This window comes from Nostoc sp. (assembly GCF_036917575.1).
In the GTDB taxonomy this organism is placed as follows: Bacteria; Cyanobacteriota; Cyanobacteriia; order Cyanobacteriales; family Nostocaceae; genus Nostoc.
Genome location: NZ_JBALDC010000025.1, coordinates 76,354 through 95,412 on the forward strand (window position 1 = coordinate 76,354; position 19,059 = coordinate 95,412).

Consider the following 19,059-nt stretch of genomic DNA (forward strand, 5'->3'; position numbering starts at 1 on the left):
GTTAAAAATTAGAATCGTCAGTCTCTGAGAATTCTACAGGATCTTTAGTACTGACAGCATATTCTTTAGCCTTGATAGCAAAGCGAAAAGGCAATGGGAGAATAATGTCATTTGCAAAATAAGGCCAGCGACTTCTGAGAGAGTGAACAAAATGAGCTAGCTTGTCACCCTTGATTTGTGGGTGATGAATCAGGGCAATTTCTAAGATTCTCGCTTTTCCAGCTTGTCTACTGCCATTGTCAAGACGAGACTGCCATGTGCGTAATATGTGCTTTTCAGTATTTAAAGGTTTTCTAACGCTTAGGTAGAGCGATCGCTCTCCATCATCACACACACCCTGCCATCGATAAACACCACTGGTTCGACTTCCGGGAGAATCTTTAACAATAGTAACTGGCACTTCACCATTCTCTGCAACTCGTAAGCGCACAATCCATAGGCGATTTATTTCTTCTTGTGAAAGGTGCTGTTTGAGCGTTTGTAGTGGGTCATTAGTTAGTAGATTTCGGTTTTGTAGCCAGTTCAGCATTTTGCGAGCATTTTGTGCCTCTGCCATGAATAATACACGTGGGGATTTTTTATCAGTAATTGGTGTATTTAAGCAATCTTGCAAACATTCAGCAACAAATTTATTGATTAATCTTTGTTCTTTCGTTTGCTCTTTACGTTTTTGATCATCATCTAATTCTTCATTACTTTCATCGTAGAAGTTAGTGTCCCAGTCTTCATCTGAAAGATGTGCAAGTCCAACAGGATATGATAACCAGCCTTGTTCTTTAAAGAAATCAGGAGTTGTTAATTCTACTTTTGCTGTTAATGGATTAACTCTGATTATCAAAACCACAGTTTTAGGAATATTTTCAGCATTATTTTTGCGGGTGCGGCGTAGAACATAAAAGCACGTTAACCAGATATCAATATCAATGCCATCTTTTTTGGAATCAATTAAAGGAGTATCAGGTAAAATTCCGAATTGTCTTAGTAAGTCTGATACTGCTTGTTTCACTGGTTCTAAACCAGATTTTTTCAGCTTATTCGGGTCTGTTATAGTAGTAATTCGATGGATATGTTGATTGAGATAGCCTGCTTTCACAGCCCTAATTCGCCAAGCAAGCTTGGGATCAGCTTCTGATCTGAACGATTTAGGTCTAATTTCAATTAATGCTCCGCTTAGTTCTTTGGTTGGGGGTAGAAATGCAGTAATCTTGTTAATGCGTTCTGCTAATAAATCAGGACGTTGCTGTTGAGAAGTTCTTTTTGCTTCAGAAAAACTTTTAATTTCTAGGTTTTGTGTGAGGTCGCCAACGTGTTGAGTCTTGATGCACAGGAAACCGTATACTCCTTCATAAATATTATCTACGTTTGTAGGTGATAGATACAGTAACTTACAAATCTCATCAATTAATGCATCGCGACATTGTGGAGTTTCCCACAAAATCAGTATGGTGTGAAGAGGATTTTCAAGTTTACGAAAGACTGCTGGTGCTGCTAATTTTGGTCGCAGCATTGGCGTAGCTGAATGATTTGGGTCTTCAGATTTCTTGGCTTTTTTAGGCTTGGAAGATTGGTTATCTTCATCAACAACGAGAAACTCCTTGGCAAGGTAATCTGGAATAGCTTGGTAAAGGTTGCTTGTTTCGACCTGATCTTGAGGATGAAGTAAATCATAGATTTTTGGCTCTTCCCAGTGCCAATCATGATTATTCAGATTTGCAAGCTGTGACTCAACATCTTTTAAAGAACTGAATTCTTCAATCAACCAATCTTTGATATAGTTACCCAAGTCAGAAAGGTCTATGGTTTCTGTGGCTAACAACCAAGGTACATTGCCTTTCTGCCAGCCATTACGCATAGTTTTGATAATTTCAGGAAAGCTACCAACTATCAAAGGGTCAAGAGAATAAACTGGTACGGCTCGATAACCTTGACCTCTGAATCTGGCACGCTGTTGAGCAAGGTTGTTGGCGACTTGTCGCCATGCAGTGGGAACATAGATTGCAGAGAGTTTGTATGTTGGATTCGTTGCAGTGGGTTCCCAAGCACCAGGAAGAATAATTTTAGTCATAGTTGAAGTTTCTTTGTTTCATTTGTTGAAGTGCATTTAAAAAAGGGCCATAAAGCGATCGCGCCAAAATATCCTCACTTTCGATATAGGGTTCCAGCACTTTGATGATGGCAACCAAAAGTGAAGTGGTTTCGCTGTCTTGTTCGCCTATGGCTGAATTTGGGGCAAATTTCACATCGAGAAAATGGACTACTGCTGGTACACCACCACGTACCAAACGCCCGATGATTTGACAGATACTTACTAACTGAGTCCAGCAAAGTACTGAGCGCTCGTCTTTTGTTAGTTGTTGGAAAGACCACGCTGTATAGTTCAAATTGACCATTTCAGCAGCAGCATTCTGGTAGAAGATATCTGCAACCTGAGTTAGGGTTAGGTTTCCAGAAAGTAATAGATTAGATGTTTCCGCCCAATTAAAAAATTGCGGTAGGTTCTTTGAGGCTTGTTCTCCCCGCAGTAAGGAAGTTAAGTACATACGCGACATTCCAATGCGAAAGGCTTCTGGTACTTGACTTCGCTTTTCTAGCTCTAGTTTTTCCCACTGCACTACGCCGGTAGCCAAATACCGTAGAGTGTCTGTCACAGATATCTGTAAAGATGGTGTCTCCGATTCAGATTGAAGAAGGCAAAGACTGCGGGCGCTATGGTCATCCCATTCAACATCTATACCACGCCAGAAAGCAACCACTTCTGAAGTGTTGCTTTCTGGCGTGGTTGCATTTCGAGTTCTTGACACAACTCTTCCAATGTTGGTCCCAGTTGATGGATACTAAACCATTGCTCAAGTGCATTGAGAATTTTTTGTAGGTGCTTGGTGATTCTCATTGTTCACACTCATATTTAGGAGAAGTGTGACACCCAGCAAACTTGCGTGTCAATCAAATGTTTCTATGTTTCCATTAAGTTTCCAAAGTTTCCATGTTTTATTACTTACGCATTTCTGACACAGTTCTGCAATTTTGAAGGTTCTATCAGCGCCAAGTGTCTTGTCAGAAGCTTGAATAACGCTGGTGAAGAAACAGAAATCTGTACAACCAGTAGATAAATTAATTTGTTTATTAGATTCACAAGCTCCATGCATGCCCAACTAAAAAATTAGATTGCCCAGTTTCTTTCACCATTAATCTAGTACCAATCTGCGTTGTACTCAGTATGAAAGATAAATATTGGGTAACTGATGCATCTTTCAGCATAAATAGCTAGTTTTTTCGCAAAAGCTAAGGATTACCTGCTATTCATTTATTACCTGGTAAATAAAAATAAGCAGCCAGAGATGAAGTAATAAAATCATGCGTACATATACTGAATTATGGAGTATGACTTCTGATAAGTTCAGTGAAACGACGATGGCTTATTCACCCTTAGCTAAGGAAAATAATGACAGCTTTGAAAAATATATACGCAACTCCATTTTCTCATAAATAGGAGTTACAACAAAGGAATTTATATGGCAGCAAGTGAGTCCTCTCTACGAACTGATGGTATAGAATTATTACACTTGTACCACCAGAATCCTTCTATTAAACTTCGTAATAAACTTGTACAGTTACACACTGGCTTAGTGCGGAAGATGGCTCATAAATTCAGCCATCAATGTAATGAACCTTATGAAGATTTAGAACAAATCGGTTATTTTGGTTTAATTAGGGCAATTGAGCGCTTCGACCCTAGCCAAGGATATGCTTTTAGTTCCTTTGCAGTACCATATATTCGCGGTGAGATGCTGCACTTTTTGCGCGATCGCAGTACTTTATTAAAAATTCCTCGTCGTTGGCAAGAATTATATAATGAAGGACAAAAGATTCGCAAGTACTTATCAATCTCTTTAGGTCGCCCGCCCAAGGATGCTGAAATTGCCAGCCACCTTCGGGTATCTGTACAAGAGTGGCAAGAAACCAAGTTAGCTGCTCAAAACCGGATGCCTCTGAGTTTAGATGCAACCGCAGTTAACTATGTTGATTGCCAAATAACCTTGGGTGAGGCACTTCCTTGTCCTCGTTCTCATGTGCTTCTACAACAAGAAGAAGAACGCCAACAACTGCAAGGCGCAATAAATATGTTAGAAGAAAAGCCCCGTATGGCAGTTGAAATGGTATTCTTGAAGGAACTTTCTCGCAAGGATGCTGCTAAAAATATTGGTACTAGTCCAATGACAGTAACACGCTATCTGCAAAAGGGAATTCAAGATTTGATTTGTTATTTACAACCACAAGTAATGCCCACTGGATCGTAGTCATATTGAGTCAAAAATCCAATGATCAATGATAAATGACTAATTATCTAGATTTTAAATCAGCGATCGCACCTTTGGTCATAGCAGCAATAGCTTGGTCTGTCGCTTTTGGCAAATGATAATATTTACCGCCTGCTGTTTGCGATAGTTCCTTAGCAAAGCCCGTGGACACAAATTTACTTTCTGTATCAATTACTAATAGTTGCATACCCAAAGCCCGGATTCTCGCAGCAATTTCTAATAATTCTCCTTTGATATCTGGCTTTTCTCCTGGTTCTAGTTCTTCACCCAAAGAACGCGCTAAGGGAATATTACCTCGCCCATCGGTGATTGCTACAAGGACAACTTGCCCAATATCTCCACTCATCTGAGCATTTAAGCCAACGCGCACAGCTTGAGTTAAACCATGCGCTAAGGGCGAACCCCCACCACAGGGCAACCTTTCCAAACGGTTACGCGCCAAAGCAATAGAACGTGTTGGAGGCAATAATACCTCTGCCTGTTCTCCTCGGAAGGGAATTAATGCTATTTGGTCGCGGTTTTGATAAGCTTCTGTCAACAGTTGCATCACCGCACCTTTAGCCGATTGCATTCGATTCAAAGCCATTGAGCCAGAAGCATCTACCACAAATACTACTAACGCCCCTGCTTTGCGTACCAGGCGTTTCGAGCGAATATCAGGCTGTTCGACAATAACTTTTCTATCTGGTTGTCTTTCTCTTCGTGCTTTTTGATAAGGAGCCGCTGCTCTGAGGGTGGCATCTACTGCAATGCGTCGCGCTTTCCCCTTGGGTAACATCGGCTTAATGTAGCGTCCTCTGTCATCAGAAAAGATGACACTGCGACTACCAGATTTACCTTGCCGCTTTGCCATTTGAGTAAAGTAAAGCACGCTGTCATCAAGAATTACCCCTTCCGGATCAAAGATAAACTCTTCCGGGATGCTGGGGGGTTCTTGCTCTTGATTTTCTTCCTGTTCTTCTTGTTCTTCTTCCTCTTCTGATTCGTCTGGAGGTTCTTCTTGATTCTGGGGTGGAGGCGGAGGCGGAGGTGGTGCTTGTTGTTCTGGTGGTGGTGTCTGCACAATTGTGGCGCGTGGTACAATTACCAATTCCACAGCACGGCGCAAATCTTCGGCATTCACTGTTGTTCGTCCCTCCAAAGCCGCCGCCGCCTTGGCAACCCGTGTGGCGAATAACTCGGCGCGATGTCCCTGAACTCCGCCGCGAATGGCTTCATCTACTAAGTAGGCAATTTGTTCGTGGGTAATGGTTACTTCTTTCAACCATTCCCGCGCCAAGATAATTTGGGTTTTCAGGGCGTCTAAATCTTCGTCGTACTGCTGAAGAAAATCTTGGGGAGATTTAGAATAAGCGATCGCAACCTCAACTGCTGCTACTCTTTGATCTAAGCCTAGTACACCGTCAGCAGAAAGTGCGATCGCAATTCTATCTAGTAAATGCTCCCGTAATCCGCCTTCTTCTGGGTTGTAGGTGGCAATAAATAGAGATTTGCACGGATGCTGAAAACTAATTCCTTCCCGTTCAATTTGGTTGCGTCCCTCAGATAATACTGTTAAAAGCTGATTTGATATTTGATCATCTAATAAATTAATTTCATCTACGTACAGTACACCCCGGTTTGCTGTAGCGAGTAAACCTGGTTGAAAAATAGTATCACCTTGTTTTACCGACTTTTCCACATCCACTGAACCGATAAGTCGGTCTTCTGTGATACCTAGAGGAATTTGCAAAAAAGGTGCGGGAATGATTTCGACGGGAACATCTTGAATATCTTTATCTGCGTACTCCGCCAACAGTTGATCGTCCCATTCTTCTGGGTAGTTGGGGTCGCAATTACTGATTGAACCCTTGACAACTTCAATCGGCGGTAGTAAAGCGTGGATAGCACGAGCCATTACAGATTTTGCTGTACCGCGACGGCCTGCGATCGCTACTCCTCCCAAACCAGGATCGACTGCTGCTAACAGCAAGGCTAATTTAATTGCTTCTTGACCGATTACGGCTGTTAAGGGAAAAGCAGTGATGGTGGGATTGATAGTAGGCGCAGGCATTGTTTGCTTTTATAGCGAGTCTCGGCCTTTAGCATACCAATTTCTGACACATTTAGAATATAGCGAATTATTTTATCGAATCAAGTAATAAATTTTCCTTGCTTTCCAGATTTATCTCTTGATTTAGTGAGGGTGTTTCCGCACAAACTGAATTTTTAAGCTTTGCGATAGCAATGAGATAATATTCAGTCATAAAATCAGGGAGTAAGTTTTATGGCTTATAGTGATTTCAAGCTTATTGAGGTTATTGATTCTTTTGGGTTAATTATCCACGAGTCATCTGGACTCTTTGCGACTGTGCAGGAGCAAGAAGGCAGTGATTTATTATCTACCATACTTCAAGAAAATGTTGATTTAGCGGTAGCGATAAGTTCAGAAAAAGCTCGAAGCGAAATGATAATCAGTCCAATTTTATTAGAAATTAGACGTAAATTTAATTATGAAATCAGCTTTTTTTCTGGAGTGGACTTTACTGTTGATAGCCAACGAGGATTAAACGGCTTTTGTGATTTTATTTTGAGTCTTTCTTCTGAACAGTTGCTTGTACGTAGTCCGGTAGTTGTTTTAGTAGAAAGTAAAAATGAGAACTTGAGGTCTGGTTTAGCGCAATGTATTGCTGAAATGGTAGCTGCTCAGTTATTTAACGAAAGAGGTGGAAATAATCAAATTAAAGCTATATATGGTGCTGTTACTATCGGTACTATTTGGCAATTTTTAAAGCTGGAAGGAAATGTAGTTTCGATTGATTTAAGTGAATACTATATTAAAGATATTAAGAAAATTTTAGGTATTTTGTATAGTGCGATCGCGCAAAACAAACCCTAAATTATTTATTAACTAAAAAATGGTGCTTGTGAAAGAATACCACAGATGATTCTTAAAGTTTATCAATAACAGGTGATGTTTTATCACAAGCTACTACGCGTCTACGCTTTTACGAAATCTTTATAAGTAACTTTATTGACAATGTGGCATCAGATATGAAAGTATGTACTTAAGACAGCAAAATAACCGCACTCTAAAGCGCAGGTTTTTGGTGTTGTCTCAGCAGCAGAATTCCTAGTTTCCTGCCGAGCTTCGTGTTGTTCCTTCGGCTGAATGTTCAGTCCAATGTCAGGTCAACTGATTGGCTAGACTTCAATGGGAAGACAGATGTTTGGATGAATATTCAGAGGAAGGTATGACGCGAAACTTGCTAGGAAACTGGGAGTTCTACTGCTGAGACTTAAACCAAACGAAAGCGACGGTAAAAAGCTTTATCGTAGAGAAGTACTTCTTAAGTACAAATTCCTCGTATAAATTCTTAATACTGCTAAATGTGTAATTTGTTGAAGCTGTCCAGTTCTTCGTAAAAATAAATTCTGGACACATTACTAATGTTAGACACTCATATAACTTCAAATAGAACCAGTCATAAGCAACTTAATGTTTTGATTTATTGGGATTATCAAAATGCTAAATTAAACCTGGAATTAGCCAAACTATTACTAGTTTTTGCCAAATCCAGAGGACGTTTAATTGGCAAAAACATCTACTATAATTCGCAGTGCGAAGATCAAGCGGCTGCAAAAAATAATCTAGCCTCAGGAGATGGAGACTTTGTAAATTTGGTTCGTAATTTGCAAAATTTGGGCAAAAGGGTCATCATCTTTGCTCAAGCAGGTAATGTAAAACAGAAGCTAAAAGAACTTGCTGATGAATTTTACTTTATAAACAAGTTACCTGAGTTAATTGATAAAAAAACTAAATCTTAAACCACTTATATTGAGTTTGAGGTTAATTACAATGAGGCTACAGAATGCTTGATGAAAGCAATCACAATTACTTTAAGTCAAGGCAAACGTACAGAATTTAGCTACATTGATAAATTGATGCGTCAACGTTGCCATAAATATCAGGGGTTTTCCTCTATTTCTATGTCTAACGGTAAAAAGTTTAAAAACTTTAGTCAGTTTATTGATGCTGCTGTCAGAGACGGTAAAGTTCAAAAACAAGGTCAGGAATTGTTTTTAGTTGAGTTAGACAAACTAGCTGCTTAAAAGAAATTTAAAAAACCTAGTTGAGTACAACTAGGTTTTACCAAGACACCGCAATTCGCGGTTTTTTTCTGTCTGAAAAAAGCAATAATTATAAAGTCTCTCAACAGTTAATCACAACAAAACACAATATAAAAATGCACAAACTTCTAATATTTCATGATGAAAAACTTCTACGCCGTGCGCTTACCCACCGTTCTTATGTTCATGAAAACCCCGGAGAAGGCGAACACAATGAACGCCTAGAATTTCTTGGTGATGCTTTGCTGAATTTCTTAAGTGGCGAATATCTCTATGGTCGTCATGCAGAAATGGGAGAAGATGAATTAACCCGACGGCGTTCGGCGCTGGTAGATGAAAAGCAATTGGCAAAGTTTGCCCAAGAGGTAGGTTTAGACTTTAGAATGCGGTTAGGAAAAGGTGCAATTCGAGATGGAGGCTACCAAAATCCTAATTTGCTCAGTAGCACCTTTGAAGCAGTTCTTGGTGCTTACTATTTGGATAATCAGTCCAATATTGAAACAGTTCGCGCAATTATAGAACCACTATTTGATTCTGTAGATCCTAAGCATATAATTGTGCCTCGTTCTAATGTAGATTCAAAAAACCGCTTTCAAGAATGGGTGCAACGCAATGTTACTCCAAATCCCCCCAAATATTTCACAGATCAAATAGGAGGCCCTTCTCATGCGCCAGAATTCATCGCTAAAGTATTGGTGGATGAAAAAATTTACGGAGAAGGTAAAGGACGCAATAAAAAAGATGCAGAAAAAGCTGCTGCGGAAGATGCACTAGCTAAGTTAAAAAAACAAGGTTTGTTGTAGAGTTTATAAATTTTGATAATTTTAAAATTAAAATCTTCCTAACACCAAAAAATCGCAAAAAAATGAGGATAGTAGACGCCATCCTCATTTGAGTTGTTGTTACTTTATTCTTTTCCTGATGGTATCTATAAAAGAGTCAACTATTATAGTTGCGGTACGTACTGTTGCTTCTCAGGTACTTCAGCGTATTCAGCTACAATCTGGCGGAATTCTTCGCCGTCAATGGTTTCCTTTTCAATGAGCAAATCTACTAAGCGATCGGTAACAGTGCGATGGTCACGGATGATCTTCTTAGCATTGTCGTAGCACTGCTCAACAATTTCCCTAACTTGTCCATCAATACGAGAAGCAATGGATTCAGAATACTCAGATCGGGTTGTCCAGTCACGACCCAAGAATACTTCTCCCTGCTGGCTTTCTAACGACAGTGGCCCTAAATCGGACATCCCGAAACGAGTCACCATTTGCCGGGCCATTCCCGATAGTTGCTGTAAGTCGCCACCAGCGCCAGTTGTAATTTCCGCAGCCCCAAAAATCACCTCTTCAGCAGCACGACCACCCAAAGCACCAGTAATTCTAGCTTTCAACTGGGAACGAGAAATTAATCCTTGTTCTTCGTCGGGCATAAACCAAGTTAAACCCTGTGCTTGTCCCCGTGGAATTAAGGTAACTTTCTGTACTGGGTCATGGTCTTTTAACAAAGTCCCAATTAAAGCGTGTCCGATTTCATGGTAAGCAATTAAGCGCTTGCTCTTGCTATCTACCAAGGGAGTGCCTTCCATCCCAGCTACTACCCGATCTACCGCATCATCGATTTCGCCAAGGGTAATCGCTTCTTTACGTCTTCTAGCTGTGAGAATTGCTGCTTCGTTAAGTAAGTTGGCTAAGTCAGCACCAGTAAATCCAGGAGTGCGGCGAGCGATCGCATCCAAAGATACACTAGCGTCTAATTTCTTGTTCCGCGCATGGACTTGCAATATTTCCAAACGCCCTTTGATATCGGGTGCATCGACTGTTACTTGGCGGTCAAAGCGACCGGGACGCAATAAGGCTGAGTCTAATACGTCGGGACGGTTGGTAGCAGCAATAATAATGATGCCTGTGTTACCTTCAAACCCATCCATTTCAGTGAGCAATTGGTTGAGGGTTTGCTCTCTCTCGTCGTTACCGCCACCGATACCAGCACCCCTTTGCCGTCCTACAGCGTCAATTTCATCGATGAAGATGATACAGGGGGCGTTATCTTTAGCTTTCTTGAACAAATCACGGACGCGGGATGCACCTACCCCAACAAACATTTCTACAAATTCTGAACCAGAAATACTGAAGAAAGGTACGCCTGCTTCACCTGCGATCGCTTTTGCTAATAAAGTTTTACCAGTTCCTGGAGGCCCAACTAACAGCACTCCCTTAGGAATCCGTGCGCCCACAGCCGTAAATTTTTCTGGCTGCTTTAGGAAGGTGACAACTTCTTGTAGTTCTTCCTTAGCTTCTTCGATTCCGGCTACATCGTCAAATTTGACCCCGGTTTTTGCCTCCATTTGGAAACGTGCTTTGGATTTGCCGAAGTTCATCGCTTGACCAGGACCGCCGGGGAGGTTGCTAGAACGTCGGAACAAAAAGAATAACCCAGTAATCAATAAAACTGGAAAGATGAGATTGCCCAACAATCCCCAGATTGCGCCATCATTCCGCATGGGGTGAGCATCAAAACTAATGGCTTTTTCTTTGAGCTTGCTAATTAACTCAGGAGCGTTAACAGGCAAATCCACACGCCACCTTTGGACGCGATTTTCCAGATCTGGATCCCGGGCTTCTATAATTGCAGTCCTACCGCCTTCGTAAAGATCCACACTGCTGACGCGATCGCTGTCCAAGTATTCTAGAAAGCGACCGTAAGTCATGCGGGTATTGGCTGCATTCTTACTCATGTCGGCAGGAGCGCCGGCAAACGCACCTTGCCAGAAGAAAAAGCCAATTACCAAAGCCGGCAACGTCCAGAGTGCTACGACTTTCCAAGAGAATTTCATTTTAATTTGCCTCTAGATGCCTATACAACTTGTTAGCTCTAATAACCGAATGTTCATCACTCCGTCACTTTAAGCCGTTAAACGGATGTTTATAAATCCATTTTATTTAATTTGATCTCTTATATGCACTGCCGTAAGGCAATTAGAGCATTATGGCGATGCCAACAAGAATCTTAATCAAAGTTAACTTAATTTTAATACAATATCGCACGAGAAAAGGGAACGCAACGGGATGCAAAGACACAGAGAATTTCTTCGGAGTGCTTCTCGCGTCGTTCAAGCCGCTCTCAATAATGATTGTGGAGACTGGGGACTATGGACTGGGGACAAGGGGGAATTATTGAACAAGCCTTTTTTTTGTCTCCCCCTCTTCCTTGTCTACCTTGTTTCTTCTCGATGCCCAATGCCCTACTTTACTTCTGTAATTTTTAGAGTGTAAGGAAGATACTTGCCTTTTTCGTAAGAACCAACCCAAATTTGGTAACTTCCAGGTAGCCATTCACCAATAATGCCAGCATTTTTGCCATCAAAATCGTCATTGCACCAAGTACCACCAGGCCCTTTGATAATCATGGTGGTGTCTTCAGGACTTTGCACTTGCAACTTCAGGTAGTCAAATTTACTTGTTAACACTAATGTGTGGTCTGGTGTTTCATCAACAAATCCAGTACAAGGCCCGGTGGCTGTTTCAGTTCTCCCACCTACTTGACTCCCAGATATTGAGCCACCACTCATCCCGCGAACTGTCAGGGGGTCTGGTGAAAACTGAGGGCTAATGGTGACATCTCCAAATATCGTTGGCGCTTCCTGAGCATCTACCGCAGCAATCACTGTCGATGTGATGAAGAGCGTAACTATTATGAACGATAATCTCATCCCTCTATTGAGCGCTTTTGTCGGCATTGTAATTACGTTCATTTCTAAGTGTTTTTGAAGACATGAATTTTACACACCAAGTTCCCAACATGAGGAGAATTGACTAACTATTTTAGATGTGAAATTGAGAATAATTCATTAGTAATTAGTCAATGATTTCTTGTTTCCATAATTGCTTTACCTTATGAATAGGGGCACACATTTGTGCGCCCCTAAAATCTAAAATATTTCTAAAATCTAGAAGCGATCGCTACTTAGCTTCCGTTATCGCCCGACTCAAGCGCGGCTTATCTAAACCAATCTGATTTAGTAATAACCAAGATTGGATTAAGTCGGGGCCATGAACATCTCCAGTTAAAGCTGCTCGGAGCGATCGCATCACTAAGCCTTTTTTGACTTTCTGCTCTTTGACAACTTGTTTAATAATCTCCTGAGCGGCGGCTTCTGACAGTTGCGGTTGATTTTCTAAAGCTGTGACAATCGCTTCCAGAACAGCAGTAGAACCTTCTTGCTTCAGTTGTGTACTGCCTTCTTCGCTAAATTCAACTGTATCGCTAAAAAACAGTTGGCTTTGAGCTACTCCATCTACCAGGCGAGTCAAACTCTGACTAATTAAAGTTACTAGCTGTTCTAACCAGGAACGTTCTCTTCCACCATCAAATTTATACCCAGCCGCTTCCCAATAGGGGATGAGTAAATCTGTAAGTTTATCTATTGGTGTGTTGTGGATATACTGACTGTTTAACCAATCCAGCTTGTCCCAGTCAAACTTTGCACCTGCTTTATTTACACGCTCAAAACCAAATTCTTTAGCTGCTGTTTCTAAAGTAAATATTTCTTGCGTCGAGTCTGGTGGCGACCAACCCAGCAATGTCATGTAATTTACCAAGCCTTCAGCAATAAAGCCCATTTGCTTAAAGTCAGAAATGGAAGTTACACCATCTCGCTTAGAAAGCTTGCGCCCTTCCATATTCAAAATCAATGGCGTATGAGAAAACTCTGGAATTTTTGCACCCATTGCTTCATATAGCAAAATTTGCTTGGCGGTGTTGGCGATGTGGTCTTCTCCGCGAATGACATGAGTGATTTGCATATCTATGTCATCCACTACAACCACAAAGTTGTATAAAGGTTGACCGCTACTTTCTTCTGAGGCGCGGGCGATGACCATATCACCACCTAAATCGCTACCTCGCCAAGACATTTTTCCCCTGACTAAATCGTTCCAGACAATTTCGCGATCGTCTTCGATTTTAAAGCGAATCACAGAGGAGCGACCTTCTGCTTCAAAAGCGGCGCGTTGTTCTGGGGTGAGGTTGCGGTGACGGTTGTCATAGCGGGGTGCTTCGCCTCTAGCTTTTTGAGCTTCTCGAAGCGCTTCTAGTTCTTCGGAAGTAGTGTAGCAGCGATAGGCTAATCCTCGATTTAACAGTTTTTCTACTGCTTCTTTATAAAGATCCAGGCGTTGGGATTGGTAAAATGGCCCTTCATCCCAGTTAAGTCCTAGCCAACGCAATCCTTCAAGAATATTGTCGGTGTATTCGGGACGCGATCGCTCTAAATCTGTATCTTCTATTCGCAGTATAAACTTCCCGCCGTAGTGACGGGCAAATAACCAGTTGAATACAGCCGTTCTAGCTGTACCAATATGTAAATTTCCGGTTGGACTCGGCGCAATACGGACTCTAACAGTCACAGTTAATTCTCTCTTTTGCAAAGCATGATAAATGTAGCTTATATTTAAACTCTGAATCAGCCTCTTTAGCTAATTCAAAATTCACTACCATCTAAATTCGGTGATATGCTACTTCTAAATTTAAAACGGGACTGACGGGGCTCGAACCCGCAACTTCCGCCGTGACAGGGCGGTGCTCTAACCAATTGAACTACAGTCCCTTGTTTGGCAACTTTGCTATTATCACTATTTTTTTCCTACTTGTCAAGTGTTTGGGAGTTAGGAATTAGGAATTGTTTTGCTCTGTATCTTTTAGATACGAATTATTCATTAAAAAGACCGTGATAATACAACCTGTGGCTCTGATTCTAAATGCTGCAATATTCGAGATTGCATTTGTTTATACTGCTGTTTCAATAGCTGTTTGCTCAATTGGGGTTGAGAAGCAGGTGGTAGACGATGGCTCTGTTGCACCCAAGTTTTCAACATTTGCCGCTGAGTTAACTCAATGCGACTGCTGAGAACCTTGATGCAGGAATGTGGTGCTTCCAGAGTAAAGAAAATCAAAGGATATTGTTCATTTTCAGCCAGGAAATTTACCATCCTCAGATTTTGGGGATTTTGCATATTTAAATAGCATGGTAGCCACTTAGGAGGAAATTGTTGATTATAGAGTACAGTTACCCACAACAACATTGGGTGGGGGGATGTAATGAAGATAAACTGGTTGTAACGGGTAGAAACCGTATAGTTTTTGATTTCTTGTTTAGACAACATCAACCATAGCGCTGTTATAGATCCTTGTGGAGTGTCTATAAGCTGGGGAAAAACAATTTCTTGAATGGGTTTATTTTGAGGCCACAAAAGTTGGCGATAGCTTTGTTCTGCTGTGATTGGTAATGCAAAACTTAAGGGACTGTCAAGGCTGGAGTTAGAGGCGAAATTTGGAGGAAAACTAGCACAACTAGACTGTTCTAAACTATTTAATACTTGTAAAATCTCAGCGATATTTTGAGGGCGATCGCTTGCTTTCTTAGCTAGACAAGCCATAATTAAATTATTTAGCTTGTGAGGTATTTTAAGATTAGGTTTAACATCAGCGATCGTTTTTGGTGTTTCAAAATGATGTGCTTTATACCAAGCACCAAAGTAATCAGTTTCTGGTTGCCAAGGTTTTTTGCCTGTGAGCATCTCAAACATCATTACACCCAGGCTGTAAATATCAGAACAACTATCTAATTTTTCTCCATCTAATTGTTCAGGAGAACAATAGGGTAAAGTGCCATTAAATCCGCTACTTGTACTAGCTGTTGATGCATAATTTAAAAATCTAGCAATACCAAAATCAAGAATTTTAACTAACTGGCCCAATATCGGATCGGGAATAACTAATATATTGGCAGGCTTGATATCTCGATGAACTAACGGACAAATTTTGCCATCAATGTTGATACCTTGATGGGCACACTGTAAGCCCAAACAGATTTGACGAGAGAGAGTCAAAAACATGGGTAGAGGTAGTGGAATTAAATCCTTTAAATTCTTGCCACATAGATATTCCATAACGTAGTATGGTTTTCCTTTCTCATTCACACCATAATCATACGCCCGCACTATATGTACGCTCTTTTGACTCAAGGCTGCACTCATTAAAGCTTCACGAGCAAAGTCTTGTTGCATCTTGGTATTAACAACAGTTTGAGTCAAAAACTTGATAGCAACTGGTATACCTCCTAACAAAACATCATTTGCTAAAAAAACTTCACCCATGCCACCGCTACCAATTAATTGTTTGAGTTGATAACGATTGGCAAGCAAGCCCGTACTACTTGGAGATGTAAATGGGCTTTTATTCACTTTGTTCACCTCTGATACTGAGTCCATTTAAAGTTAGCAATAAATATATAAAAATATTATTAGGTAATGGTGGCAAGCATTTTGATTTAAATGGCAGACTTTCAACGACGTAATAGTAGTTTTAAAAATATTTCCAAAAATTTAATCATCCAAGTTTTTAAACCATCTGTCTCAGATTTTTGATGTGTGACTAAGTTTCGTAATATATCTGATTTCAGCTTTTCGTACTCTATTTTTAGAATATTTTTGGCTTGACTAGGCAAAATTGATTCATTTGAACTTTGACTCATATCTAACCAATCTACAAGTTGTTGACGCTGTTTAGCTGTAAGATTTAAAGTTGTTACATGAGAGCAATGAGTTGGCTCTTCTAAGGGGAAAAATAGTAAATGATAGTAGCCTAATTCTGCTAAACTATGCGCTATTTTTTGACCTTTATTATCTTTTAGATCCAAAAAATAAGGTAACCACTTAGTCGTAGAAGATTGCATATCATATAGTATTGTTACCCACAGTAGCATCGGGTATACATTCATTTTGCTAATAAATTCAGTACTATGTATTTTATCCAAAAATTTTGCAATCTCTTGTTTGGGCAACATTGCCCAAAAAGTTGGTATAGGTTTTTGAGCAGTCTGTAGTAAATGAGGAAATCCAATTGGTGCAATTGGTTTATTTTTAGGCCAATTTTTCTGCAAACACTCTTTTTCTGATAGTAAAGTTACGGGTACTAATTGAACTGGAAGTGAGACTTTAATAATGTCACTACTATTGCTAGGAATAACATTGTTAACTTGAGCGTTAACTTTTTCTAAATCTTCTAATATTTGGTTAATATTCTGAGGGCGATCGCTTACTTCTTTAGCTAAACAACTCATTAATATTTTTTGCAATATTTCTGGTATTTTAACTTGCGGATTTACTTCTTCAACTGTCGGTGGCATCTGAAAGCGATGAGCTTGATACCAAGTACCAAAAGAGTTACTTTTTGTTTGAAATGGATGTTTCCCTGTTAGCATCTCAAACATTAGTACTCCTAAACTATAAATATCAGAGCGGACATCTAGCAGTTTACGCCCTTCCATGTGTTCTGGAGAACAGTAAGGTAAACTACCAATAAAAGAATCTGTTAAGGTCATACCACTTCGCTCTGTTAAAAACTTGGCAATACCAAAATCTAGTATTTTAACAGTTTCACCTTTTTTACTATCTTCAGCAATAAATATATTTTCTGGTTTAATATCTCTGTGAACAATAGGATAAATCTCTCCTTTAAGGCTGATACCTTGATGGGCACATTGTAAACCTAAACAAATTTGATTAGAAATTTCTAAAAACTTCGATATTGTTAAAGGCTGAATTTTTAGAATTTGTTTGAGATTTTTTCCTTGAAGACATTCCATTACATAAAATGGAGTTTTATCCTCAGTAACTCCATAACTTAAAATGCGAACAATATGTTTACTTTTGCGACCTAATTGAGCGCCAATAAAAATCTCTCTGGCAAAACGTTGGCACATTTGTTGATTTGATAAACTAAGTGATAAGATTTTGATTGCGATCGGCATACCGCCTTTAGCAGTATCTTCTGCTAGATAAACTCTACCCATCCCGCCTTTGCCAATCAAATCTCTGATTAAATAGCGATTGTTTAAAAATTGTCCGATGTAATCGTCTAATTCTACTTTTTGCCCTACCATAGTATCAATTTTATTTTCTGACATAAAAATCATTTACAAAAAACTTTATTGAGAAAATACTTTCATAATTTTAGCTAATTATTAAATTTAAATCTAAGAAATATCCGAGTTTGAGAAAATTAATTATATGCTGTAAATATACTTAAGCTCTCTGCAAAAGCTACTAAACATTATGTAACATATTTATTAATAATTACGGTTGAGAAATTACACGTAAACTATAAATAAGCCAGATAAAGTTACTTAGTAGATTCAGTGAATACACAGGAATAATCAGGAATAACTAAATAGCAGTCAACCCGCGATGTTTACGACGGGCTATGCCTACGCAATTTTATCTCTATATAGTTAAAAGTTAAGATTTGGGAGTAACCGATGTAATAATCTAATTAGCGAATTTTCAATTTTAATTTTAAAGGCTAGTATCTGGGTGCGTTGTAGAGAATTGAAATTGTTATCACTAATGAGAATTAATGATTGCTGCCCATCGGGTAGTTTAGGGCCAAGAGTTAAGCCTTCGATGTTGTCTAGGAGTACATCTAGTTTTCTCAAATCTAACAACAGTTTTTTATTAACTGGTTTAATATTTTTTAAATCAACTGCTAGAAGGCTATTAATATTATGAATATCATCGGCTTCTTCTAAAGAAACCTGAAACAGCGAAATAGCAAATCCTAAACCAGTGAAAGACCGTTCTAAACTTATGAAGTGCCCTTGATTATCGAGAGCAAGTAAATCAGGTAATCCACTAGCGAATTTGCCAATCAGATTCAAAAATGGTGTAACTGGTTCAGTTTCATAAAGAAATTCCCTTTCTGGCTGATTGTTGAGCAAGTTGTATTGCAAAATTCGGCAAGGACTACCGATATTAGGTTTAGCGGCGACCCCATCTTGAATTAGAGCATTTTCGGTGGCTGTGAATAGATGCTTGTTATCGGGTGTGATGGTGAGACTTTCAAAAGCTAAATTGTTGCGGATACCCTGTTGACTAGTTTTATCTGGCAAAAATTTGTTTGGGATGGGAAGTGTGAAAAGTTCTTTGCCAGAAGATAGGGAGAACTCTTTAATAAAAGAATTAATTAATTTTGCCGCGTCACCTTCAGAAGAAATAAATACAGTTGCTTTATTAGTTAATGCAATACCTTCTGTATCAGTTTCACCAGGGCGAAATGTTTGATCAGTTTCATTTAATAATGTAGTAACACTGACTGGAATAATTCCATTTTTTTCTAGTAAACCTTTGCTCAAGTCGATTTTCAAGGTGTAGAAACGAGTAGCAGATTTTTGACCACGGTCGTCGGAAATAGTGTAATAAAGGTTATTTTTGGCATTATATGTAATTCCAGATAAACCTCCGACTTCAGTTTTTTGGAATATTAGACCTTTCGGTAAGGTGGCTTCCCCAATAAATTCTATGCTACTGACTTCAATACCATTTGATGCAAAGTTTGTGAATACGAAGCTAATAATTAAAATCGGGATTAAAAAGTAAAGAATTCGTGGGAATACAAAGAATTTTTTAATGAACTGCATGAAAAAGTATTGCTAAATTTTGAAAATAATAAACAAGATAACACTGAAATAGTAATGATACTATAGGAATCCTATTTGAGTTTTGAACAAATCCCGTACATCTGAAGGGTGGCAAAATCAAAGGTAGTGTGTTGAATGAACCATTCAAACATCCAC

At 39.5% G+C, this 19,059-nt stretch carries 15 protein-coding genes and 1 tRNA gene; 5 read left to right on the forward strand and 11 right to left on the reverse strand.

The features are described from left to right. Position 1: 1 nt before the first annotated feature. Genes V7K79_RS05905 through V7K79_RS05915 form a run of 3 tightly spaced genes read right to left on the reverse strand, consistent with a single transcriptional unit; the run spans position 2 to position 2,890 of the window. Positions 2-2,065, reverse strand: a complete 2,064-nt coding sequence (locus tag V7K79_RS05905) for an RNaseH domain-containing protein (RefSeq protein ID WP_335045584.1) — start codon at positions 2,063-2,065, stop codon at positions 2-4. Further along, complete coding sequence (locus V7K79_RS05910) at positions 2,058-2,801, reverse strand: hypothetical protein (protein ID WP_335045586.1); 744 nt, start codon at positions 2,799-2,801, stop codon at positions 2,058-2,060. Before V7K79_RS05910 ends, V7K79_RS05905 begins: the two co-directional genes overlap by 8 nt. Further along, the gene (locus tag V7K79_RS05915) at positions 2,729-2,890 is read right to left on the reverse strand and encodes a hypothetical protein (protein WP_335045588.1); all 162 of its coding nucleotides are present in this window, start codon (positions 2,888-2,890) and stop codon (positions 2,729-2,731) included. The genes V7K79_RS05910 and V7K79_RS05915 overlap by 73 nt, the downstream gene beginning before the upstream one ends. Before the next feature lie 622 nt (positions 2,891-3,512). Between V7K79_RS05915 and V7K79_RS05920 the strand changes: the two genes are divergently transcribed. After that, a complete protein-coding gene (locus V7K79_RS05920) occupies positions 3,513-4,298 on the forward strand; it encodes an RNA polymerase sigma factor SigF (protein WP_335045589.1) in 786 nt (261 codons plus the stop codon). A gap of 43 nt (positions 4,299-4,341) precedes the next feature. Here the strand turns inward: V7K79_RS05920 and bchD are convergent, their stop codons facing one another. Then, positions 4,342-6,372, reverse strand: a complete 2,031-nt coding sequence (gene bchD / locus V7K79_RS05925) for a magnesium chelatase ATPase subunit D (RefSeq protein ID WP_335045591.1) — start codon at positions 6,370-6,372, stop codon at positions 4,342-4,344. Between the two features lie 213 nt (positions 6,373-6,585). Between bchD and V7K79_RS05930 the strand changes: the two genes are divergently transcribed. From V7K79_RS05930 to rnc, 4 genes are all read left to right on the forward strand, one after another. Beyond that, positions 6,586-7,197 (forward strand): hypothetical protein, encoded by a 612-nt coding sequence (locus V7K79_RS05930; RefSeq protein ID WP_335045593.1) that lies wholly within the window; start codon positions 6,586-6,588, stop codon positions 7,195-7,197. A gap of 551 nt (positions 7,198-7,748) precedes the next feature. Continuing rightward, a complete protein-coding gene (locus tag V7K79_RS05935) occupies positions 7,749-8,126 on the forward strand; it encodes an NYN domain-containing protein (RefSeq protein ID WP_335045595.1) in 378 nt (125 codons plus the stop codon). A gap of 51 nt (positions 8,127-8,177) precedes the next feature. After that, a complete protein-coding gene (locus V7K79_RS05940) occupies positions 8,178-8,411 on the forward strand; it encodes a hypothetical protein (protein WP_335045597.1) in 234 nt (77 codons plus the stop codon). Positions 8,412-8,545: 134 nt separating this feature from the next. Then, on the forward strand, positions 8,546-9,232 hold the full coding sequence (rnc, locus tag V7K79_RS05945) for a ribonuclease III (RefSeq protein WP_335045599.1): 687 nt from the start codon (positions 8,546-8,548) through the stop codon (positions 9,230-9,232). Between the two features lie 143 nt (positions 9,233-9,375). On the opposite strand, the gene ftsH2 is transcribed toward rnc, so the two are convergent. The 7 genes from ftsH2 to V7K79_RS05980 form a co-directional block, all read right to left on the reverse strand. Then, positions 9,376-11,262 carry an ATP-dependent zinc metalloprotease FtsH2 gene (ftsH2, locus tag V7K79_RS05950; protein ID WP_335045601.1) on the reverse strand — a complete coding sequence of 629 codons (1,887 nt, stop codon included), beginning with the start codon at positions 11,260-11,262 and terminating at the stop codon, positions 9,376-9,378. 408 nt (positions 11,263-11,670) lie between these two features. Next, positions 11,671-12,165, reverse strand: coding sequence for a hypothetical protein (locus V7K79_RS05955; protein ID WP_335045619.1), 495 nt, complete (start codon positions 12,163-12,165; stop codon positions 11,671-11,673). 223 nt (positions 12,166-12,388) lie between these two features. Next, a complete protein-coding gene (gltX, locus tag V7K79_RS05960; RefSeq protein WP_335045603.1) occupies positions 12,389-13,834 on the reverse strand; it encodes a glutamate--tRNA ligase in 1,446 nt (481 codons plus the stop codon). 126 nt (positions 13,835-13,960) lie between these two features. Further along, positions 13,961-14,034, reverse strand: a tRNA-Asp gene (locus tag V7K79_RS05965). A 109-nt stretch (positions 14,035-14,143) separates the two neighbouring features. Further along, positions 14,144-15,670 carry a serine/threonine protein kinase gene (locus V7K79_RS05970; RefSeq protein WP_335045605.1) on the reverse strand — a complete coding sequence of 509 codons (1,527 nt, stop codon included), beginning with the start codon at positions 15,668-15,670 and terminating at the stop codon, positions 14,144-14,146. 101 nt (positions 15,671-15,771) lie between these two features. Then, entirely contained in the window at positions 15,772-17,394 is a 1,623-nt protein-coding gene (locus V7K79_RS05975) for a serine/threonine protein kinase (RefSeq protein WP_335045607.1), read from the reverse strand. A 324-nt stretch (positions 17,395-17,718) separates the two neighbouring features. Next, positions 17,719-18,903 (reverse strand): esterase-like activity of phytase family protein, encoded by a 1,185-nt coding sequence (locus V7K79_RS05980; RefSeq protein ID WP_335045609.1) that lies wholly within the window; start codon positions 18,901-18,903, stop codon positions 17,719-17,721. Positions 18,904-19,059 lie beyond the last annotated feature (156 nt).

What these genes read in the sequence shown, in the direction of transcription:
- V7K79_RS05905 (WP_335045584.1), bottom strand. Translation starts at nt 2,065, where the DNA reads ATGACTAAAATTATTCTTCCTGGTGCTTGGGAACCCACTGCAACGAAT.
- V7K79_RS05915 (WP_335045588.1), bottom strand. Translation starts at nt 2,890, where the DNA reads ATGAGAATCACCAAGCACCTACAAAAAATTCTCAATGCACTTGAGCAA.
- V7K79_RS05920 (WP_335045589.1), top strand. Translation starts at nt 3,513, where the DNA reads ATGGCAGCAAGTGAGTCCTCTCTACGAACTGATGGTATAGAATTATTA.
- bchD (WP_335045591.1), bottom strand. Translation starts at nt 6,372, where the DNA reads ATGCCTGCGCCTACTATCAATCCCACCATCACTGCTTTTCCCTTAACA.
- V7K79_RS05930 (WP_335045593.1), top strand. Translation starts at nt 6,586, where the DNA reads ATGGCTTATAGTGATTTCAAGCTTATTGAGGTTATTGATTCTTTTGGG.
- V7K79_RS05935 (WP_335045595.1), top strand. Translation starts at nt 7,749, where the DNA reads ATGTTAGACACTCATATAACTTCAAATAGAACCAGTCATAAGCAACTT.
- V7K79_RS05940 (WP_335045597.1), top strand. Translation starts at nt 8,178, where the DNA reads ATGAAAGCAATCACAATTACTTTAAGTCAAGGCAAACGTACAGAATTT.
- rnc (WP_335045599.1), top strand. Translation starts at nt 8,546, where the DNA reads ATGCACAAACTTCTAATATTTCATGATGAAAAACTTCTACGCCGTGCG.
- ftsH2 (WP_335045601.1), bottom strand. Translation starts at nt 11,262, where the DNA reads ATGAAATTCTCTTGGAAAGTCGTAGCACTCTGGACGTTGCCGGCTTTG.
- V7K79_RS05955 (WP_335045619.1), bottom strand. Translation starts at nt 12,165, where the DNA reads ATGCCGACAAAAGCGCTCAATAGAGGGATGAGATTATCGTTCATAATA.
- V7K79_RS05975 (WP_335045607.1), bottom strand. Translation starts at nt 17,394, where the DNA reads ATGTCAGAAAATAAAATTGATACTATGGTAGGGCAAAAAGTAGAATTA.
- V7K79_RS05980 (WP_335045609.1), bottom strand. Translation starts at nt 18,903, where the DNA reads ATGCAGTTCATTAAAAAATTCTTTGTATTCCCACGAATTCTTTACTTT.